Consider the following 17897-nt stretch of genomic DNA (forward strand, 5'->3'; position numbering starts at 1 on the left):
ACTGACCAGGGCCGGACCACGGACCACGGGCCGGAGCGCCGGGCGGCCGGCCGCGCGCCGCCCGGGCGCCCCGGTCAGTCGATGACCGCAGTGGCTTCGACCTCCACCAGGTGCTCGGGCACGTCCAGGGCCGCCACGCCCAGCAGCGTTGCCGGCGGGACCGGGCCGACCCCCAGCTTCGCCGCCGCCCGGTCGATCCCCTCCAGGAGCCGGGGCATCTTGTCGGGGGTCCAGTCGACGACGTGGACGGTCAGTTTCGCCACGTCGTCGAAGGTGGCGCCGGCCCCGGCCAGGGCGATGCCGACGTTCAGGTAGCACTGTTCGACCTGCGCGGCGAGGTCGCCCGCGCCGACCGTGACGCCCTCGGCGTCCCAGGACACCTGTCCGGCGATGAAGACGAGCTTGGATCCGGTCGCAACGGCGACCTGCCGGTATGCATCGATCTCGGGCAGTCCGGTGGGGTTGATCAGGGTGACGGCCATGGCTGTGGCTCCTTGAGTCTCTTGCGGTTACTCAGAAACCGTAGGAGAGTGAGCGCTGACGTGGAAGAACGCACTTTTCAGTGACTGGGGCACCCAATGGTTACCAAGCAGTTCCCCGGCTCGCCGGACGACGCGGATCTGCGGCGCGCCGACTCCCTGGCGCGAGAGATCTTCTCGGACGTCGCCAACAAATGGGCGCTGCTGATCATCGAGGCCCTGGGGGAGCGGGTCCTGCGCTTCAGCGAGCTGCGTGACGAGGTCGAGGGCATCAGCCACAAGATGCTCACGCAGAACCTGCGCATGCTGGAGCGCAACGGTCTGATCGAGCGGACGGTGTACCCGGTGGTGCCGCCACGGGTGGAGTACGCCCTCACCGAGCCGAGCCAGGCCCTGCGGGTGACGATCGACGCGCTGTGCGACTGGACCCACCGCCACCTCGGCCACATCGAGGCCGCTCGCCGCCGAACGGATGCGGCGGCCACGGCGGACTCGCCGGACACGGGGCGGTGAGCGGTCCCGGAAGGGCCGCTGGAGGGCCCCGGTAGGGGGCTGCCGTGGGGGAAGGATCGACTTCCCCGCCGAAGGCCTCGCCGCGAACATGGGGAGAGGGTGAGCGACCGGGAGGCTGAGGCGCGTGCTGGCGGATTCAGAGGACGCACTGACCATCCGCGCTGTCGCCGAGCGGCTGATGCAGTCGCACCCGCAGGTGGACGTCGGCCTGGTGCAGAGCTCGGTGCAGACCGCGTACGAGGAGCTCAGGTACGCCCGCGTGCGCGCCTACCTGCCCGTGCTGATGGAACGCAGGGCGCAGGACCTCCTGCCTTCGGGCGAGTAGCCGGTGCGGACGAGTAGCCGGTGCGGACGACGGCCCGCGTGACAGAATGGGTGCCGTGACCACATCGCATGCGGCGGCGAGCCAGTGGTGCCGGGACGGCGGCAGGTCCTACCTCTCGCTCTGCTCCAAGGACTCGATCCTGTCCATCGGGTCCGTCGGATCGGTCCTTTCGGTCGGATCGGTCGGCTCGGTGCTGTCCGTCGGATCGGTCGGCTCCGCCCTCTCCGCAGCGTCCATCGGCTCCAGTCTCTCAGCGCTCTCCGCAGGGTCCTGGCTCAGCCTGGGCTCGCTGTTGTCCGCACGGTCCTGCTGGTCGGTGCTGTCCTGGCGCTCACGCGACGGCTTCAAGACGGCGGGACCCGTCGCCGTGGCCACTGCCACCGCCATGGCCGCGGTCGCCCTGCACGCTACTCACCGACGCCGCCGCGGGGGCGTCGGCGTCGGCAGGGCGGTCGGCTGAGGCCGTCGCGGCCGCGCTCACTTCGCCCTGAGCAACTGGTCGACCCGCGGCACGGAGAGCCCGGTCAGTTCCGCAACCTCCTTCAGGGTGCGGCCCTGCCTCAACTCGCCCATGGCGGCACTGCGTATGAGCTTGGCCTCCTTGGCGCCGGTGAGCATTTCATCGGTGACCAGCCGGGCGCCGCGTTCACGGGTGAGCGGGGAGTCGATCTCGGCGAGGCGCGCACGGACCGCCTGCATGTACTGGTCCGTCAGGGTACGCAGATCGACGTACGCCTGTTCGTCGTTCGTGCTGGTATCGGTCATGCAGGTCAGCGTACTTCGGAGGGCGGTGGTTTCTAGCGCCTCTTTCACGCAGCCCCGTGAAGGGCCGATTCCCCTTGCTGTGGCGGAAATTGATGGTGTGTCGCCCGTCGGTGGCGGCTCGCCGGGGAGCCGTGGGCGGCGTTCCCCGCGCCGGCCCCGCGGCCGCCGCCGTGTCCGGCGGGCGACCGCGGTCACGCCGAGGCGCAGGGCCCCGTCACGTGATCTCCTGTTTCGTTCCGTCGGGCAGGGTGCAGATGTCTCCGCCGTAGGGGATGGACCTGATCTGCCCACCAGCGTCCGTGCATTCCTGCCTGGTGATGGTGGGGGACGCGGCCGCCTGGGCGCCGGCGGTACCGACGGCTGCTCCCGCACCGGCCAGGGTCGCTGCGGCCAGGACGAGGCCCAGCGTTCTGCGGATGCGCATGGCTTCCTCCTCTCGGGCGCCCTCTCGGCCCGGTGGGAGGACAGCCCTCAGGCCGAAGGTGCCCTGCTTCCCAGCATGGGCGCTGGCCGCGGGTACCGCGAGGCGAGATGGAATACGCGATCCAGCCGCACCGCCGGGGAAGCATCACGGTCCACCGCGTCCTTCTGCGGCTCCACCGCCGCCGGCGGGCTCACCTCCGGCTCCGCCCGGCGCAGCGCCTTCACGGGCGCGACCGAACCGGCATCGCCGGTGAAACCGGCGGCGGCAGGCCGGGCGCGGACCCGACGGGCGCGCAGCCGGCGGGTGTGCAGCCGGGGCTCAGGCGCCGACGCCGGTGCGCTCAGAGCTCCGAGAGGTCGGCCGCCTCGGCGTGCTCGGCCTCCCAGCGCAGCAGGTCGCCCGGCTGGCATTCGAGGACCTCGCAGAGCGCCGCGAGCGTAGCGAAGCGCACCGCCTTGGCGCGGCCGTTCTTCAGCACCGCCAGGTTGGCGGGCGTGATGCCCACCCGTTCCGCGAGCTCACCCACGGACATTTTCCGCCTGGCCAGCATCACGTCGATGTCGACGGCGATGGGCATCAGATCACCTCGTCCAGCTCGGCCCTCATCTGCGCCGCTTCACCGTCGCGAGCGACGGCCTGGGCGAGCAGCATCCGCAGCACGAGCACGATGAGCGCGACCCCCAGGATGGCGACGCCGATCCCTCCCATGATCACCGTAACGCCCGGGTCCTCCCGCTGACCCGGCGCATTGACGGCCGTGACCGAGAACCACAGCAGGGCGGCCGCCACGATCGAGCCGATCACGCCGTCCACGTACCGGAAAGCGGCGTGGGAGAACACGGTTCCGCGCCGCACCATCGCCGTCAGCCGCCCTACGCACACCAGCGCCACCTGCGCCGACACCATGCCCAGGATCACGATCACGCGCATCGGCGTCAGTGGGAGCGTCCCCTCCACCTCGTGCGTGACCAGCGCCCACACCATGGCCGCCTGCACGAACACGGTGCCGACGAACACCACCGCGAGCACGACGCACAGGGCGCGCACCGCCAGCTTTCCCATGACCTGTCCTCCCATCGAGTCGCGATGGAAATCTATCGAAATTCGATAGGTCGGGCAAGGTCTGGTCTGGTGGCCGCCCGGCCCGGCCGGCGCCCGATGCGCCGTGCCGGACCGGACAGGGCAGCGTTCAGAAGTCCCAGCTCTGGCTCCGCGCGCCGTTACAGCTCCAGCTCACCAGGAGCTGGCCGATCTCGGGCCGCCCCGCCAGGATGTCGAGGCACTGCGGTGCAGCAGCAGGAGCGGGTTGCCCCGCCCGTAGCCGGTCGAGTAGAGGTAGACGTAGCCGTCTTCGCCGAGTTCCCCGCCGCCCTGTTCGGTGGCGATGTGGGACTGCCACGGCGGTCTCCGCCAGAAGTGGTACCGCAACGGCAGCGAGATCCGGAACCGGGTGAACGGGAGTACCGGCGGACGCCATCGCCGACCCCGGCCGCGTACAGCTCCTGGGGCCACCGCGCGGGCTTCTGGGGCTGGGGCAACCCGCCGACACCGGTCCTGGACGGCGGAGTCGGTGAAGGGGTGGCTGCGCGAGGAGTGCGACCTGCCCTTCTGAACCTTTCCGGCGGGGCCGCTCCGCCGGACCGTGGTGTCGCCCCGGGTTCAGGCGGCCACGATGCCGGGCCTGGATTCTGTCACCTGGGGATCTCCGCGCGTGGGCCGTCAGGGAGCATCCGGGTCCGGTCATCGAATTCCACCACGGGGCTGTCGGTCATGTGGAGCGTCTGCTGGTCTCTGGTGTGGACGGATGCGTGTTGTACGGGGCTGTCGGTCATGTGGAGCGTCTGCTGGCTGCTGGTCCCGGGCGTACACAACCGTGTCGTGCAGAACCGCATGGCGCAGATCGATGGTCTGCCCGTCGCCGCCGGCCAGCTGCAGCCCGTAGATGACGGTACCCCTCAGATCCACACCGTTCGCTCCCGTCACGGCGGGGCGCTGCGAGGAACCTTGGTCACCCGACGGCTCCTCGAGGTCCTGGAGCTGCTTCGCCTTCTCCTCGGCCGCAGCAGCGTCATGACCTCCGATGTCCGCGAGTGCCCTGACGACCGACAAGACGCTGGCGGGTCTCGCACTCGTACCCGCGACGACTCGCCGTACCGTCTCCGGACTGATGTCGACGCTGCGCGGGTCGGCGAGAATGGCCGCACTGATGGCCCGCACAGAGGGGCTGCCGGCTGCCCGGTGGAGCTCTCTGACCTCGTTCGTGATGGCGGCTGGGGCGACCGCGGACGACGTCGGATCCGGTGAGGGCAGTGCTGCGGTCTCCGGAGGGGGGCGAAGCACGGTCGGTCGTGCGCGCTGCGCGCCCTCCTCATCCGAGCTTCGAGCAGGTGACGTCTCGGCCGCAGGCGAGGAGGATGGTGTAGCCAGGGCCACTTCGACTTCGCGCCGCCTGTTCATCCAGTCGGACATCGCCGCCTCACCCACGGGTGACCACGCCAGAACCATGGCCCGCAGAACAGTGACGGACGGAAGACGCCTGGCACTGAGCGCGGCGTAGACACTCGACCGGCCCACACCGTACTTCGCAACCACTTGGTCGACACCGAAGGGCGCGGGCATCTGAAAGCTCTCGGGCTTCCTGCCCTCGCCGGGCTCAGGAACGCCTGTTCTGTACTCCCGCGGTGGAGCGGAGTCCCGCAGTCGGCGCAGGTCGGCGGCGAACGCCTCCAGCGGTTTGGATGGATCCAACGGACGCGAACGAGGCATTGACTACCCCCCAGTAATCCCTGGTTGTCCCGCTTAGGCCAAGAATACCGGTCCTGGTTCCGCAGTTTGGTGGAGTTGCAGCAGGCGCCCCTTCAGTGGCCCTGCGCCGTCACCGACCAGCGGAAAGAGGAACCCTCATGTCCTTCGACGATCAGCTCGACGTCCCCGCGCCCAACGCCCCTGAGTCCGCTCCTCGCTGGCGGCGGGTGACTCTTCCCGTTCCACCGGTGAGCAAGCTGGTGAAGGACAGCCACCTCACGTCGAGGCTGGGCACGGTCACCGGCGCGGGCCTCGGCGCATGGATCGCGACCGGTAACACGCAGGGCGACGTCACGTGGGCGACCGTCTCGATCGCACTGGCGGCGATCGCAGCGGACGCCGTCCGCAGCTGCAGGTGTGCCGGCTGAGCGCTGCGACACGACCGGTGGACCCTGTGCCCCGGGACGCCACGGCGCTGCCCTGCGCCCTGCGGCCTGGCTCCTTTGTCAGGCCCCGGGCGGGGTGAGGGCCGGGAGGGATTCGCCGGGGCCGGCCGGGCGGCCTTCGGACAGCCAGAAGAGGTAGTGGCGGAGGTCCTGCGCGAGGCCTCCGTCGATGTACGTGACGTACTCCCGGGCCCCGCCGGCCGCCTCGCGTTCCACCTGCCGGTCCGAGACCGACCACGTACGGTCCAGGGCCGCGGCCCACTCCCGTACCCGGCCGCGGTCCCTCCACCAGTCGCGAACGAGTTCCGGGGTCCAGTGGTCGTCACCGTCGCAGGCGTACCCGACCATCGGGTCCTGCGCGACCGCGCCCAGCAGTGCCAGCGACTGCGCCGCGTCACGGGGCTGCCGGTAGACGAACTCGGCGCCCCGCTCGTCGTCGTAGAGCACGTGCGCAGGGGCGATCAGCCGGCCCATCCAGCAGTTGTCGGTTCCGGCCCCGTAGAACGGCCCCGGCACGTTGCGCCAGTCGCGCTCCGCCCAGCGCTCGGGTCGGGGGTTCCGCCAGCGGCCGCGGAACTTCGGGGAGGGCAGCCACGTGCCGCCGTCCGGCGCGGGCAGCGGCCCGCTCTCCGCGGCCCGAACGGACGGCAGGGGGTCCCAGTAGCTCATGTTCCGCATCCTGTCAGACGGCGCGGGCGGGAAGGGGAGGCCGCCCGGACCGAGACCGGGCAGCAGCGGGTGCAGCCCGGACTGATGCGCCCAGGACCGACCTGCGCCGCTTCTGCATGCACCGCCACTCGGATCCCGTGCCGTGATAACGGCAAGCTGCGCCCCTCGCTGCTGCCGCGGCAACGACGGTGAAAGCCGCAGCCGAACCAGGCACTTCTCAAGGAGCGGAACGGGTGGGCCGGGGAACGTGGGCGCTGTGGCGGGCGTTGACGCTATGACGGGAAGACGTTTGGCGGGACCGCCTGGCATGGGGCACTCCGGACCACCGGACAAGCGCGAAGGCTCCGAAAGGGAATGGCGCATGGCCGCGATCGTGTATTTCCGGAAGATCTCGGAGACCGAAGAGCGCGTGGAATACGAGTTCGGTGATGACCCCGACCACGTCGAGCGACGACTGACCATGGACAAGGCGTCCTGCACCTCGACGGTCCAGGACGAACAGGTCGACTACACGTTTCTGAAGACCTCGCGGAAGCTCAACGCACTGCACACTGAACGGGGTGTGTGGCCCGAGCGGGGTATGAGCGTGACCTGATCACGCAGCGCAGGGAGTGGCCCAACGCGCCGTCGCGGGTCGCACCCCGCGCCGAACTCCTCCGCGCGGTCACGGCCCGCCCGCTGCTGCCGCGGCGCCGGTGGGAGACCGTCCGGCGGTGCGGCCGACCTGCGTGCGCTGCCCGGCGGCCTGTCGAACACCCCCGCACGGCGACGGCTTCCTCCGCGGCCTCGGCTACGCGGCTGTCGCCATCTCGCGCAGAACGCCCGCACCCATCCACCCGGCCGACACCCGGGCGGGATCGGCCGGCGCCGCTTCGGCGGTCGGCAGCCGGCGCGGGCGTCCGCCGGACTTTTCCTGCAGGGCCGCAAGGTCGTCACCGCCGACGGCGAGGCCCTGTCCACCATCGTGGACGCACGGGGAGACGAGGTCGTGGAAGTCGAAGCGGAATGGTGGTACTTGTCCACCGAGCCCTTCGAACGGGTCACCGGTCAGGGCAACGGCCACGTCCGCTGGGCCTTCGCCGTGCACCGGGCGGCAGCGGACCGCGAGGGTGCGCAACCCCTCCTTCACGGACCACCTGCTCCCCACGATCCTCGACGCCCGGGCCATCCCCGTCGACCACTCGAACTGGCCGAGCCCCACGCGCCATGCGGGGTACGCGGCATCGGCGAGGCCCGACCCCGTAGTCCGCCCCGGCCGTCCTCGCGGCGTTCCCCGCTGCCGCGCCTCGCGCCGATCCGGAACGCAACCGGACGGGAGCCCGACAGGGCCCCCGACCGCCGGAGCACCTCAGGCGTCCTCTGACGGCCCCGGTGGTAGCGGTGCGGGGCCTACCGGCCAGCCGGACCGCGGCGGCCGGGATCCCCGTCGAACGCATGCCAGGATGGGGCGGCAGGCCATCGGACGGGGGACCGGAGACCATGTCACATTCTGTTGAGAACACGTGGGTTGGCGCGCGGAAGCAAGGGGCCAAGGGGGGCCGCTTCCGCTGCGTACATCAAGGATCGGTGGTGCTGTACGAACGGGGTCACGGGGCGGAGACCGCCGTCACGTCGGCCGAGCCGCTGGACTTCTACGACGTGCACATCCCGATCGCCGGTGCCGGTGCCGTCGCCATGAACCGAAAGGGACTCTTCTCCGCTCTCGGCGCCGTGGGACCGGAGCAGAGGGGCTCGACGGGCCGGAACCGGGGCAGGGTCAACCGCATCCTGATCATCCCGAGGGCAGCGGTCGACGACGCCCTCACCGTCCGGCTGGGCGAGCCGCCGCACGAGCCGTTGTCCTTCGAGCCCGTCCTGGACCATACGGCGGCCCCGGTGCAGGGGTGGCTGGAGTTGGTGGGGCAGCTCGCCGACTTCGCCGACTCGGGCCTGGCGGCCCGTTCGCCCCTGGCCACGGGCCACTTCGAGCAACTGCTGGTGAACGGGCTGCTGGACGTCCAGCCCCACACGTTGAGCGAGGCGGTGGCCGGCCGGGGAACCGCCGCCGTGCCGCGTGCGGTCCGCCGCGCCAGGGACTTCTGTTCCGAGCACGCCGACGAGCCGATATCGGCGGCCGACATGGCGCGCGCGGCCGGTGTCAGCGTGCGGAGTCTGCGAGAAGGGTTCCGGCGGTACCTGGACACCACCCCGTCGGCGTACCTGCGCGGCGTCCGGCTGGGCCTCGTACGGCGCGACCTGCTGGCCGCGGACGACGGCCGGGCGGCGCACAACGTCACCGATGTGGCGCTGCGGTGGGGCTTCACCCACCTCGGCAGGTTCACCGGCCACTACCGGGCCGCCTACGGGGAGACGCCCTCGCAGACCCTGCGCACCGTACGCGGATCCGACTGATCCATCCTCGCGGTCCGCGCTATCCGGAAACGTGCTCGCGCCTCCGCCGATAGCGGATAGCTGTCATCTGCACCCAAGGCGATGCTGAGTGCAGGCCGTCACCCGCACCGACGCACCACACGGGGCGGGACGGCCTGCCGATCATCAGACGAAAGGAACCGACGTGTTCACCCGTAAGTCTCTTGCCACCGTCTTGTCGTCCGTGGTCGTCGCCGGTGCCGGGGTCATGGCCCTCTCTTCGCCGGCGCAGGCGGCCGTGCCCGGGACCGAGCAGTTCAAGAACGTCGCCACCGGCTTCTGCCTGGACAGCAATGCCGCCCGCAGCGTCTACACGCACGGCTGCAACTCCGGTGCCTACCAGAAGTGGACCGTGACCGCGGTCAGCGGCGGCTACACCCTCAAGAACCAGGCAACGGGCTTCTGTCTGGACAGCAACGCCGCCCAGAGCGTCTACACGCACGCCTGCAACGGTGGCAGCTACCAGAAGTGGGTCATCTCCAACAGCGGCGGTGTCTACCGGCTGAAGAACGTCGCGACCGGCTACTACCTGGACAGCAACGCCGCCCAGAACGTGTACACGCGTCCGTCGAACTCCGGCAGCTACCAGAAGTGGAGCTGATCCCCGGATCGTGAACGGGACCGATGCCCGCCCCCCCGGGGGGCGGGCATCGGTCCCGCTAGCGGGCCGCGCGCCAGGCCTCCGCGAACAGTTCGTGCGGCGGGACCGGGGACAGCAGCCGCAGGAACGGCATCTCCGGCTCCGACCGGCCGAGGCAGACCGCGTACGGGGCGAGCTTGGCGGTTTCGAGCGGCAGGTGCGGCGCCTTGAGCTCGGTCCACGGGCCCGGAACGAACGCCGTCCGGCCCGCCCGCGCCCGCCGTCCGGTCTCCACCGCACCCGCCGCCACCAGCTCCGCCTGAGCCGCCTTGTGCCGGGCGGGGCTCCAGCCGTTCCAGCGGCGCACGTTCTGGTCGGTGGGCCGGGCCAGCGCCAGCAACTGCAGGTAGAACGCGGCTGCGTCGGCACCCACGCCGAGGGTCGACCCCGCCTCGGCCACCAGCTCCGGGACGCTCAGGGCCGGGTTCAGCTCGTATCCGCCCGGCGGGACCGGAGTGTCGGCGGCGCGGGCGAGCATCCGGTCCGGGCCCTCGCCGCGGACCACCTGGATCCGGCGGACCGCGGCCAGCAACCCGGACAGACCCAGCTCCGCGCACAGCCGTTCGGCCCGCTCGACCCCGGCCGGGTCGGCGAGCGCGGCGGGCCGCAGGAACACGTCCCTGCCGGGCACCGACACCACGAACACCCCGTCGTCGTGGGCGGTGGAAGGCACGGTGTCCTCCCGGTACAGGGGCTCCGGACAGGGCAGCACGACGCCCTCGTACGGGCCGAAGGCGGGATCCTCGGGCACGGCCCGGCCCAGCGCGAAGTGCCAGCCGAGTGGGATCAAGGTGCGCGGGTCGTCCATCCGGGCCCGCAGCGCGGCGTGCACCGCGGCGGCGCCGACGGCGGCCGGATCGCCGACCGGGAGTTCGGTCAGCGCCCAGGCCACGGCCGATGCCGGGGCCGCGTGCACCGGATGCTGTACGAAGACAGGACGGCCGGCGCTGCCGTCGGCCTCGGCGTGGTGCAGGGCCAGCCCGCCGTTGTTGGCGCCGACCAGCACGCCCGCGGCGCCGGGCACGTACCGGCCGGCGGCCTCCGGGCCCCCGGTCAGGGCGAGGGCCCAGCCGGCCCCCAGCCCCAGATCCGCCTCCAGGGCGGCGATGAGGTCCTCGTCGATGTACTCGGTGGCGCCCAGCAGCCCCGCCCACGCGTCGGCCATCCGCCCGGCGGCCGCGGTCATGCCGCCCGGCTCCCACAACTCGGCGGGATCCTGCGGGACACCCGCGGCGAGCACGGCCCGGCAGCCGCTGTCGCCGAGACGCTGACACAGCCGGTCGTACTCCTGGGCCATCGCCTTGTTCGCCTTGTACGGCGCAGTCCTGAGCGCCTTGAGGTGCGCGTCGCGGTCGTCATGCTGCGGCAGTCCGCCCAGCACCAGCGTGGCGATCGCCCGCCGCACACCCGTACGCCGGACGAACACCTCGACCGCCTCCGGCGACAGCGCGAGGGGGCCGCGCTCCGCCACCAGGGCCAGCAGTACGGGCAGCCGCCCCGCGTCGTCCCGGTCGACGGTGCGGACCGCGCCGTCGGCTCGCCCGTCGGCCGCGCCGTCCGCAGACCCGTCGGCGGCAGGCCGTACGGAGGGGGCGCCCGCGTAACGGCCGTTCCCGTCGGTCCCGGCGCCCGTGCGCCAGCGTCCGCCGCGCGCGGCGAACGGCTGGTCCGCCCACGTCTCCAGCAGTGCCGCGAGGGCCGTGCGGTCCTCCTCGGAGGTGGTGCGGACGGTGGCGCGCCACGCCACGGCGTCGATGGAGCCCAGCAGCGCGGTCCAGGGCGCCGGGGTCGCCGGCAGGGCCAGCAGTCTCGCCTCGTCGTCGATCTCGCCGCGCAGATGGCGGCCCTCGGCGGCGACGGCCGTCAGGGTCGCGGGGTGCGCTCCGGGTACGTAGGCCCCGTACGGGCGGACATGCGGCAGCAGCCCGTTCAGCGCAGGGGCGAGCGCCGTGTCGGGGACGGGGGAGCGGAGTTCGACCGCGGGGCCCGCCCGCATGATGCCGACACGGCGGGAGAGCTCCTCACGGCGCCGCAGCACGTCGGCCGCGAGCTGTGCGGCCCGCACGACACCGTCCACCACCTTCGCATCGGACACCCCGGGCAGCAGCCGGGCGACACGGTCGCGCAGGGAGCCGTGGTCGGACCTCCGCACGGCCGCGTCGAGGAGGGCGCGCACGGTCTCGTCCCCGAGCGCGCGCAGCGTCTCGGAGGCGGCCGGGTCGCGCGGTGCGAGGAAGTGCCAGAAGGCGGGGGGCGGGTACGGGCCCACGCTGTGGCCCGACGGCCTGGCCCGCCGCGACGCGTCCGGAGCGGGGAAGCCGTGGACCTCCCAGAGCAGCGAGTTGTCCTCGGCGGCATGGCAGCGGATGGCCGTCTCGCCCGCCAGCACGGCGTCCTCGCCACCCTGCGGCAGGCGGATGATGCCCCAGGGCCGGCGGCCCGGGCGCCGGCTGCGGTAGCGGGCGCGGCGGCCGTCGATGCCTTCGAGCACGAATTCGGTCGGTGAGGGGCCCGCGTACGGGGTGCGGTGCAGCACCCGGCAGCCGGTGAGGGCGCCGTCCTGGCCCAGGGGAGACGGCGGGGCGTCCGCCGGGAGCGCGGCGAGCGTCAGCTGGTCACCGAAGAAGGCCGTGCCCTCGGGCAGATCGGCCGCGTCGTGGAACGCCGGCAGCGTGTGTTCGGCGGCGCGCTCGCCCGTCACCGGATCCACCCGGGCCCAGCCCTTGCGGCCCGCGAAGACCTTGGAGCTCCACACGTGGGTGCCGTCGCCCATCTGGAAGTCGTAGTGGTCGATGCCCTCACGGCCGCCGGGGCGCAGGACGCGCTCCCCGTCGTGGCGGCCGCCGCCGTCCCGGGTCTCGAACTGGTAGCCGAGGCCGCCCTGGATGCTGCCGCCGTACGGGCGCAGACCGTAGCTCTGCGCCGGTACGAAGACCTCCTCGGGGCGGTCGGACCAGAAGGCCGACCCGGCGAAGGCGTGGTCGGGGTCGGTGGACCAGCTGACCAGGAACTGCCCGCCCACGTAATGGACGCAGTGGTGGGCCGCGTCTTCGGGAAGGGTGAAGCCGGTGGAGGCGCGGACGGCGCCGGGTGCGACGGCCACGGCCTTCGAGCTGCCGTAGACCGTCAGGACCGGCCAGGTGCACGTGACCCCGGCGACGTCCTCGGGCGCAAGTGCCGCGAGGGCCTCCTCCAGGGCCGGCCAGCCCAGTTCCTCGGGGAGGCCGGCGCGCAGCGCCCGGGCGAGCGGTCCGGTCACGTCGAGGGCTGCGAGGGCCTCGTCGATGCCGTCCAGGGCGGTGGCCGTGGGCCGGTCCAGCAGCTCGGCCAGTTCCTCCACGGCCTCGTCGGCGGCGGCGAGGCCGCCGTCGGTCAGGGCCCCGAGCAGCCGCTCGACGCGGGTGTGCACCTCGGCGGCGATGCCCGGATTCTCCGGGAGCCGGGTGATGGCGGTGCCGCCTCCGCGCAGCCCGGCGTGCACGGTGCCCTCCAGCCGCGGCCCGAACACCGGGTCCGCGGCGAGGGCCTTGAGGTCGCGGCGCGAGCCGTCGCCCCAGAAAGTCAGCCGGATGTTCTCCCCCGGATCGACGACGGCGAGCCCCTCGGCGAGGCAGAGGTCGAGGAGGTCCGCGTCGAGGCCGGGCCAGCGCCAGCGGTCCTCGTGCAGCGTGACCGGGGTCTCGGCGGCACGCAGCCGGGGCGCGAACCGGGTCACCAGGTCGAACAGTTCCGCCGGCATGGGCTGCCGGGCCACGCCTCCGTACGGCACCCGGTAGTGCGAGTAGGACCGGGTGTAGTGGCCGAGCCAGGCGGCGAGGCCCCCCTCCGGGGTGATCCGGCCGGAGGTGACCGCTCCGGCGGCGCCGGAGCGCAGCAGGACGCGCAGCCAGGCGGCCGCGTCGTTCTTCGACTCGGGGAAGACGTCCAGGAGGGCGGCGAGGACGTCGTCGTCCTGCGGGTGCTCGGCGAGCAGCGCGGCGACCGCGTCGAGCAGGGTGTCCGGCAGGGCCTTCCCGCGCGCGGCGCCGAGCGTACGGGCCAGCACCCGGGCCTCTTCCGGGCCGCCGAGGCCCGCGGCGCGCGCCGAGGCGCGGACGCGGCGGGCCAGGTCGGCGGGCAGCTCGCCGGGCGACGCCGCCCATGCCGCCAGGACCCGTACGTACTCCTCGTGCGCGGCGGCCGGGTCCAACACGGTGGCCAGCCAGGCCTGGTGTCCGCTCAGCTCCTTGACCGGGAGGGCGCCGGACCCGGCGAGGAGCAGGACGTTCTGCCGCCGCCAGGCCGTGTCCACGGGCAGGTCGTGCTCCCGTTCCGCCGCGCGGGCGAGCGTGTAGGCCCGTGCGGCGGAACGCGTGTCCCAGGACATGAACCGGTGGGCCACGGTGTCCCAGTACCAGGGCAGATGGGCCGCAGGGAGCCGGTGGGCGAGTCCGGTCAACCGGTCCAGGGCGCGGCCGGCCTTCGGGTACGCCAGGGAGATCCGTTCACGGACGTCGGCGAGCACACCGCGCGCGGCGTCCTGCGCGGCCGGCCCGTGCGAACGGGCCCAGTCCGCATAGGCCTCGGAGCGGCTGGGGTCCGACGGGAGCGGCACGACGAGGTTCATGATCCGATCCTGGCACGCCCCACCGACAGCGGAGGAAGGGGGGGAGTCCAGCCTCGAAGTCGTCGACTGCGTGCGCCCTATGATCTGTGCATGATCGAAGGGAAACCGGAGTGGCTGCCGGCCTTTGGTCCCGGGCGGGTCCACGGACACGGAGGAGGTCTGACATGGGCCGCATCTGGGACAGGTGGACCGGCACCGAATACCCCCGCGTCGGTGTCATACCCCTGCCCACGACGGAACTCCGCGAGGCGCTCCTCGCGCTGAACAACCGGAACATGCCGTTCAATGTGCGCCACGGCCGCCCCAAGGAGAAGGCCGACCTGGTCGCGGACTCTGGGCCCCGCAGGTGAAAGCTGACGCTCAAGCCCCGCATGCGTCTGGTGCCCGCCAAGCGTGAGGTGCTCGTCCTGGAGGAGCGGTGGGAGCCCTCGCCCGAATCCGGTCGGCAGTACGGCCGCGGGGGCTCCAAGGTGTACCGGCAGTGGGAGTTCCGGCGCGGTGCCGACGGCCGCCGGCACAAGGTCGAGACGCCGCGCTTCGACACGCGGGACGTGAGGGATCCCCTGCGCACCACGGTCCTCGGCGCTGGATGGACCTGGCGCGGGGTGCTGTTCCGCTACTGACCGGCCGGTCCGGGGCCGGCCTCCCCGGCTCCGGGGCGGACGGCGGGGACGGCGCGGACGTGGGCGGCCGAGAGGTGCAGTTCGTAGGGCAGACAGCAGTCGGAGCAGAGCGTCGCGACGAGCGTTCCGCAGGCGCACGCCTGGTTCATGCCGCCGTCCGGAGTCGCTCCGCAGCAAGCCGCGGAGGCGTGCCGCAGTTCCAGCCCGCGTGCGTCGTCCGGATCGATCACGATGTTGCCCCGCGGTCCCCGCGACACCAGCCACCGCCCGTGCCCGTCGCTCATCGTCCCGCGGCGCGGCATGGCGGGCCCGGGCACGTCCGTGACGACCAGGGGCGCACCGTAGTGCTCCGTCTCGATCGCGTACCGGCCCGACGGCACGGTCGCCGGCGAGGGGCCCCGCTCGTCGGATTCCCACCAGGGGAAGTACGGAGGCTCGGGAACCGCGGGCAGCCGTTCGAGGGGCCCGGTCAGGGCGACCCCGCACGCCGCGCACACGAAGACCATGGCTCCGGACCCCGCCGCACCGCCGGCGACGCCGACGGACACATCATCGTGCATACGGTGACGGTACGCGGCCCACCGGACGGCGCCGCACGCCACCCCCTCCCACCGGGGGTCAGGAGGGCCGGTCGAGGGCGCCCCTCGCAGTCGCGCAGCAGGGAGCGGAGCGGGCCGTCTCCCGCCCGTCGCCGGCCGTGTCGACCAGGCGGGTCAGGTAGTCACCGATCCGGTGTGACGCGGAGTCGACGCGGTCGGTGCCGGTCGCCTCGAAGAGTTCGTGGGACCGGGCGGCGAGCACGGCGCGGTCGGACTCCGGCACCCCCAGCAGCTCGCTGACGACCGTGACCGGCAGCGGTACGGCCAGGTCCGCCACCAGGTCGACCGGTGTCACCGGTCGCCACCCGGCCATGAGGTCGTCGACGACCCGGGCGAGGTAGGGGCGCAGCTCCCGGACGCGTCCGGGAGCCCACAGGGTTGTCACCACCCGCCGTTGGCGGGTGTGCTCGGGAGGATCGCTCGCCAGCATGGTGTGGGAGATCGCCGATCACACCTGCCCGAGGTCCGAACTCACCCACCGCGTCGGACGCATGTGGAAGACGACCTGCTCGCCGTGGTTCTTCCACGCGTCCTCGACGTAGCCGTCCACCTTCTCGGCCGGCAGGTACCGCGCGGAGATCGACTCCAGTTGCTCGCGCACGGCCGGCGCGACCGAGACCACCGGGCCCTCGACCGATACGTACCGGATCGTCGGCTCCACACGGTCGACCATCAGGCTGAACCGCCCGGCGGCAGCGATCAGTTCGGCCTTGCGGGAGTCCCGGCCGGTCATGATCCAGATGTCGCCGCCGGGGGAGTACTCGTACCAGATCGGTACCGTCAACGGCGCGCGGTCATCGCCAGCGCTCACGGAGAGGGCGGCGATATGGGGTTCGGCGAGGAACTGCTCACGCTCGGTCCGGGACAGTGCCACGACATCCTCCTCCTACCAGGGCGGAAAGGGGCGTACACGCGTACGTCCTGGAGAACGCCTCCCCGCGCCGGACCATTCCGCGTGGCCGGCCCGTACAGGGTCCGGTACTGCTCCATGATCTTTTGTCGGCACCTGTTGACCACCTTCGGCCGTTGGTGGCCCCGCTCCGTACGGCTCGAACCGGCGTTCGTCGAGGCGCCGCCCGAACCGGTGGCGGTCGGCTGCCCGCGCCGTTCGGCTCCGGACCGGCTTCGGCCGGGCTTCGGCGGCCGGCCCGTAGGGTCGTGGCCATGGCCCGCACCACACCACCGCGTCCGTTCGACCCGGAAGCCCTCTTCCCGGCCCTCGCCGCTCACAGGGGTACGACCACCCGGCTCCATCCGCGGCCGGGCACCCCGGCCGTGACGGACAGCCACGTGGGCGGGCCCCTGCTCTGGCCCGCGGACGCACCGTGGCCCGTGTGCACGCAACCCCACCCCCGCGACCGGGGCCGGCGCCCGCAGGACATCCGGCTGGAGCGCTTCCTCGCCGAGTCGTGGGTGAGCGGGGGCGGCCGTCCGGCCGGCGAGGAGAAGCAGGAACTGCTGAGGGCGCTCCGCGACGAATACGAGGTGCCGGGGTTGGAGGACACCGATCCGATCCCCCTCCTCGGCGTGGCCCAGTTCCATCGCAGGGACGTCCCCGATCTCCCGGCCGGGCCGGACGGCTGCGACCTCCTCCAGCTGTTCTGGTGCCCCTTCGACCGTCACGGTGAGACCGGCCGGGCCATGCACGTGGAACTGCGCTGGCAGCGCTCGGACGTGGTGACGGATCCGCTGACCGAGCAGCCCGAACCGGAAGTGGTCGGCTACGAGGGGTACGTGCCCGCGCCCTGCGTACTCCACCCCGAACAGGTGACCACCTACCAGTACGGGGGCCTGCTCCCCGCGGAACTGGAGGCCGCCATCACGGCCTGGGAGCTTCTGCCGGGGCCCCGGCGCGGCGCCCGTCCCTGCTACCAGTACGACCTCTCCATCCCGCCGGGCTGGCGGATCGGCGGCTTCGCGTCCTGGCACCTGACCGACCCGTACCCGATGGACTGCGCCACGTGCGGCCGGGCCATGAAGCTCGTCCTCACCGTGGACAGCTCCGAGTGGGACGGCGGCACGTGCAGCTGGATCCCGCTCGAGGACGGGCCGTCCGCCAGGGAACGCAAGGAGGGCACACCGACGAACGTGACCGTCGGGCGCTGGGGCGAACTGAACGTCTTCGGCTGTCCGGCCGATCCGGCCCACCCGCCGCGCTGGAGCGTCCAGTAGCCCGCCCGGTTCTCCGCCGTCAGGTGGTGCACGGGTCGCGACAGCTCACCCTCACCGACCGCCGTGGGGGTCGGCCGGTGACTGCCAGTGGGGCCACGGCCGGGTGTGGAACCGGGCCGCGCGCAGCCTGCCGGCCTCACGTTCGAGGAACGTCGCACCCGAGACGAGCGTCGCGATGAACGACAGCATCACCACGGCGGGCCGCCACACGGTGCCGGCCTCCAGCACGGTGAGCCACGTCGAGGCCGACGCCGCTGCCAGGAGCAGCAGCAGGACGATCCTGATCCCGCGCGACAGCCTGCCGCTCACCGCGACGAACGCGTAGCCCAGGACCGCGCCCGGGGTGGCGGCCAGGACCGCACCGACGAACAGGAACACGAACAAGGCGATGATCACGTCACTGCGCCCTTCCCCTCTTCGTGGAAGCCGGTCACAAGGGCAGACGGATCCCGTGCCCGTCGTCCCCGCCGGTCCACCGGTGA

22 protein-coding genes and 1 pseudogene are annotated in these 17897 nt (G+C 72.5%); 11 read left to right on the top strand and 12 right to left on the bottom strand.

Translation table 11 applies throughout. The features are described 5' to 3' along the window. Positions 1 to 74: 74 nt before the first annotated feature. Positions 75 to 482: a RidA family protein gene (locus IH80_RS0120295; protein ID WP_030962249.1), complete on the bottom strand. Its 408-nt coding sequence runs from the start codon at positions 480 to 482 to the stop codon at positions 75 to 77. A 96-nt stretch (positions 483 to 578) separates the two neighbouring features. Between IH80_RS0120295 and IH80_RS0120300 the strand changes: the two genes are divergently transcribed. From IH80_RS0120300 to IH80_RS46100, 3 genes are all read left to right on the top strand, one after another. Next, the gene (locus IH80_RS0120300; protein ID WP_030962251.1) at positions 579 to 992 is read left to right on the top strand and encodes a winged helix-turn-helix transcriptional regulator; all 414 of its coding nucleotides are present in this window, start codon (positions 579 to 581) and stop codon (positions 990 to 992) included. A 124-nt stretch (positions 993 to 1116) separates the two neighbouring features. Further along, positions 1117 to 1317, top strand: a complete 201-nt coding sequence (locus IH80_RS0120305) for a three-helix bundle dimerization domain-containing protein (RefSeq protein ID WP_051809602.1) — start codon at positions 1117 to 1119, stop codon at positions 1315 to 1317. A 55-nt stretch (positions 1318 to 1372) separates the two neighbouring features. Then, positions 1373 to 1777: a hypothetical protein gene (locus IH80_RS46100; RefSeq protein WP_234432307.1), complete on the top strand. Its 405-nt coding sequence runs from the start codon at positions 1373 to 1375 to the stop codon at positions 1775 to 1777. 17 nt (positions 1778 to 1794) lie between these two features. Here IH80_RS46100 and IH80_RS0120315 read toward each other — a convergent pair whose 3' ends face one another. The 5 genes from IH80_RS0120315 to IH80_RS44800 form a co-directional block, all read right to left on the bottom strand. After that, positions 1795 to 2082 carry a hypothetical protein gene (locus IH80_RS0120315; RefSeq protein ID WP_030962254.1) on the bottom strand — a complete coding sequence of 96 codons (288 nt, stop codon included), beginning with the start codon at positions 2080 to 2082 and terminating at the stop codon, positions 1795 to 1797. A gap of 214 nt (positions 2083 to 2296) precedes the next feature. After that, positions 2297 to 2506 (bottom strand): hypothetical protein, encoded by a 210-nt coding sequence (locus IH80_RS0120320; RefSeq protein ID WP_030962256.1) that lies wholly within the window; start codon positions 2504 to 2506, stop codon positions 2297 to 2299. 340 nt (positions 2507 to 2846) lie between these two features. Next, complete coding sequence (locus IH80_RS0120325; RefSeq protein WP_030962257.1) at positions 2847 to 3083, bottom strand: helix-turn-helix domain-containing protein; 237 nt, start codon at positions 3081 to 3083, stop codon at positions 2847 to 2849. Continuing rightward, positions 3083 to 3568 carry a DUF2975 domain-containing protein gene (locus IH80_RS0120330; RefSeq protein ID WP_030962259.1) on the bottom strand — a complete coding sequence of 162 codons (486 nt, stop codon included), beginning with the start codon at positions 3566 to 3568 and terminating at the stop codon, positions 3083 to 3085. The genes IH80_RS0120325 and IH80_RS0120330 overlap by 1 nt, the downstream gene beginning before the upstream one ends. Before the next feature lie 171 nt (positions 3569 to 3739). Beyond that, a complete protein-coding gene (locus tag IH80_RS44800; RefSeq protein ID WP_030962261.1) occupies positions 3740 to 3934 on the bottom strand; it encodes a hypothetical protein in 195 nt (64 codons plus the stop codon). Positions 3935 to 5409: 1475 nt separating this feature from the next. On the opposite strand from IH80_RS44800, the gene IH80_RS0120345 reads away from it, so the two are divergent. Then, entirely contained in the window at positions 5410 to 5679 is a 270-nt protein-coding gene (locus IH80_RS0120345; protein ID WP_030962263.1) for a hypothetical protein, read from the top strand. Between the two features lie 78 nt (positions 5680 to 5757). Here the strand turns inward: IH80_RS0120345 and IH80_RS39500 are convergent, their stop codons facing one another. After that, on the bottom strand, positions 5758 to 6366 hold the full coding sequence (locus tag IH80_RS39500; protein WP_234432308.1) for a ferredoxin: 609 nt from the start codon (positions 6364 to 6366) through the stop codon (positions 5758 to 5760). Between the two features lie 361 nt (positions 6367 to 6727). On the opposite strand from IH80_RS39500, the gene IH80_RS0120355 reads away from it, so the two are divergent. The 4 genes and pseudogenes from IH80_RS0120355 to IH80_RS0120370 all read left to right on the top strand — a co-directional run bounded on the left by IH80_RS0120355 (position 6728) and on the right by IH80_RS0120370 (position 9376). After that, positions 6728 to 6961 carry a hypothetical protein gene (locus IH80_RS0120355; RefSeq protein WP_030962266.1) on the top strand — a complete coding sequence of 78 codons (234 nt, stop codon included), beginning with the start codon at positions 6728 to 6730 and terminating at the stop codon, positions 6959 to 6961. 41 nt (positions 6962 to 7002) lie between these two features. Continuing rightward, positions 7003 to 7729, top strand: a pseudogene (locus IH80_RS46105) (xanthine dehydrogenase subunit D); the annotation flags it as partial. Positions 7730 to 7845: 116 nt separating this feature from the next. Beyond that, positions 7846 to 8757: an AraC family transcriptional regulator gene (locus IH80_RS39505; protein ID WP_267883521.1), complete on the top strand. Its 912-nt coding sequence runs from the start codon at positions 7846 to 7848 to the stop codon at positions 8755 to 8757. A 163-nt stretch (positions 8758 to 8920) separates the two neighbouring features. Next, entirely contained in the window at positions 8921 to 9376 is a 456-nt protein-coding gene (locus IH80_RS0120370; RefSeq protein ID WP_030962270.1) for an RICIN domain-containing protein, read from the top strand. 58 nt (positions 9377 to 9434) lie between these two features. Here IH80_RS0120370 and IH80_RS0120375 read toward each other — a convergent pair whose 3' ends face one another. Then, positions 9435 to 14021 (bottom strand): hypothetical protein, encoded by a 4587-nt coding sequence (locus tag IH80_RS0120375; RefSeq protein WP_030962272.1) that lies wholly within the window; start codon positions 14019 to 14021, stop codon positions 9435 to 9437. Positions 14022 to 14185: 164 nt separating this feature from the next. Here IH80_RS0120375 and IH80_RS46110 point away from each other — a divergent pair, with 164 nt between their 5' ends. Further along, the gene (locus IH80_RS46110; RefSeq protein ID WP_234432309.1) at positions 14186 to 14371 is read left to right on the top strand and encodes a hypothetical protein; all 186 of its coding nucleotides are present in this window, start codon (positions 14186 to 14188) and stop codon (positions 14369 to 14371) included. 21 nt (positions 14372 to 14392) lie between these two features. Continuing rightward, on the top strand, positions 14393 to 14644 hold the full coding sequence (locus IH80_RS46115; RefSeq protein ID WP_234432310.1) for a hypothetical protein: 252 nt from the start codon (positions 14393 to 14395) through the stop codon (positions 14642 to 14644). Here IH80_RS46115 and IH80_RS0120385 read toward each other — a convergent pair. From IH80_RS0120385 to IH80_RS0120395, 3 genes are read right to left on the bottom strand one after another with little or no spacing between them, the layout of a single operon-like run. Then, a complete protein-coding gene (locus IH80_RS0120385; RefSeq protein ID WP_158943528.1) occupies positions 14638 to 15204 on the bottom strand; it encodes a hypothetical protein in 567 nt (188 codons plus the stop codon). The two genes, IH80_RS46115 and IH80_RS0120385, sit on opposite strands and share 7 nt — an antisense overlap. 58 nt (positions 15205 to 15262) lie before the next feature. Then, complete coding sequence (locus tag IH80_RS0120390) at positions 15263 to 15673, bottom strand: cytochrome P450 (protein ID WP_030962276.1); 411 nt, start codon at positions 15671 to 15673, stop codon at positions 15263 to 15265. A gap of 18 nt (positions 15674 to 15691) precedes the next feature. Further along, the gene (locus IH80_RS0120395; protein WP_030962277.1) at positions 15692 to 16117 is read right to left on the bottom strand and encodes a pyridoxamine 5'-phosphate oxidase family protein; all 426 of its coding nucleotides are present in this window, start codon (positions 16115 to 16117) and stop codon (positions 15692 to 15694) included. Between the two features lie 290 nt (positions 16118 to 16407). On the opposite strand from IH80_RS0120395, the gene IH80_RS0120400 reads away from it, so the two are divergent. Beyond that, on the top strand, positions 16408 to 17415 hold the full coding sequence (locus IH80_RS0120400) for a hypothetical protein (RefSeq protein WP_030962278.1): 1008 nt from the start codon (positions 16408 to 16410) through the stop codon (positions 17413 to 17415). 51 nt (positions 17416 to 17466) lie between these two features. Here the strand turns inward: IH80_RS0120400 and IH80_RS0120405 are convergent, their stop codons facing one another. After that, on the bottom strand, positions 17467 to 17811 hold the full coding sequence (locus IH80_RS0120405) for a hypothetical protein (RefSeq protein ID WP_030962280.1): 345 nt from the start codon (positions 17809 to 17811) through the stop codon (positions 17467 to 17469). Positions 17812 to 17897 lie beyond the last annotated feature (86 nt).

Source organism: Streptomyces sp. NRRL S-378 (assembly GCF_000720645.1).
GTDB lineage: Bacteria > Actinomycetota > Actinomycetes > Streptomycetales > Streptomycetaceae > Streptomyces.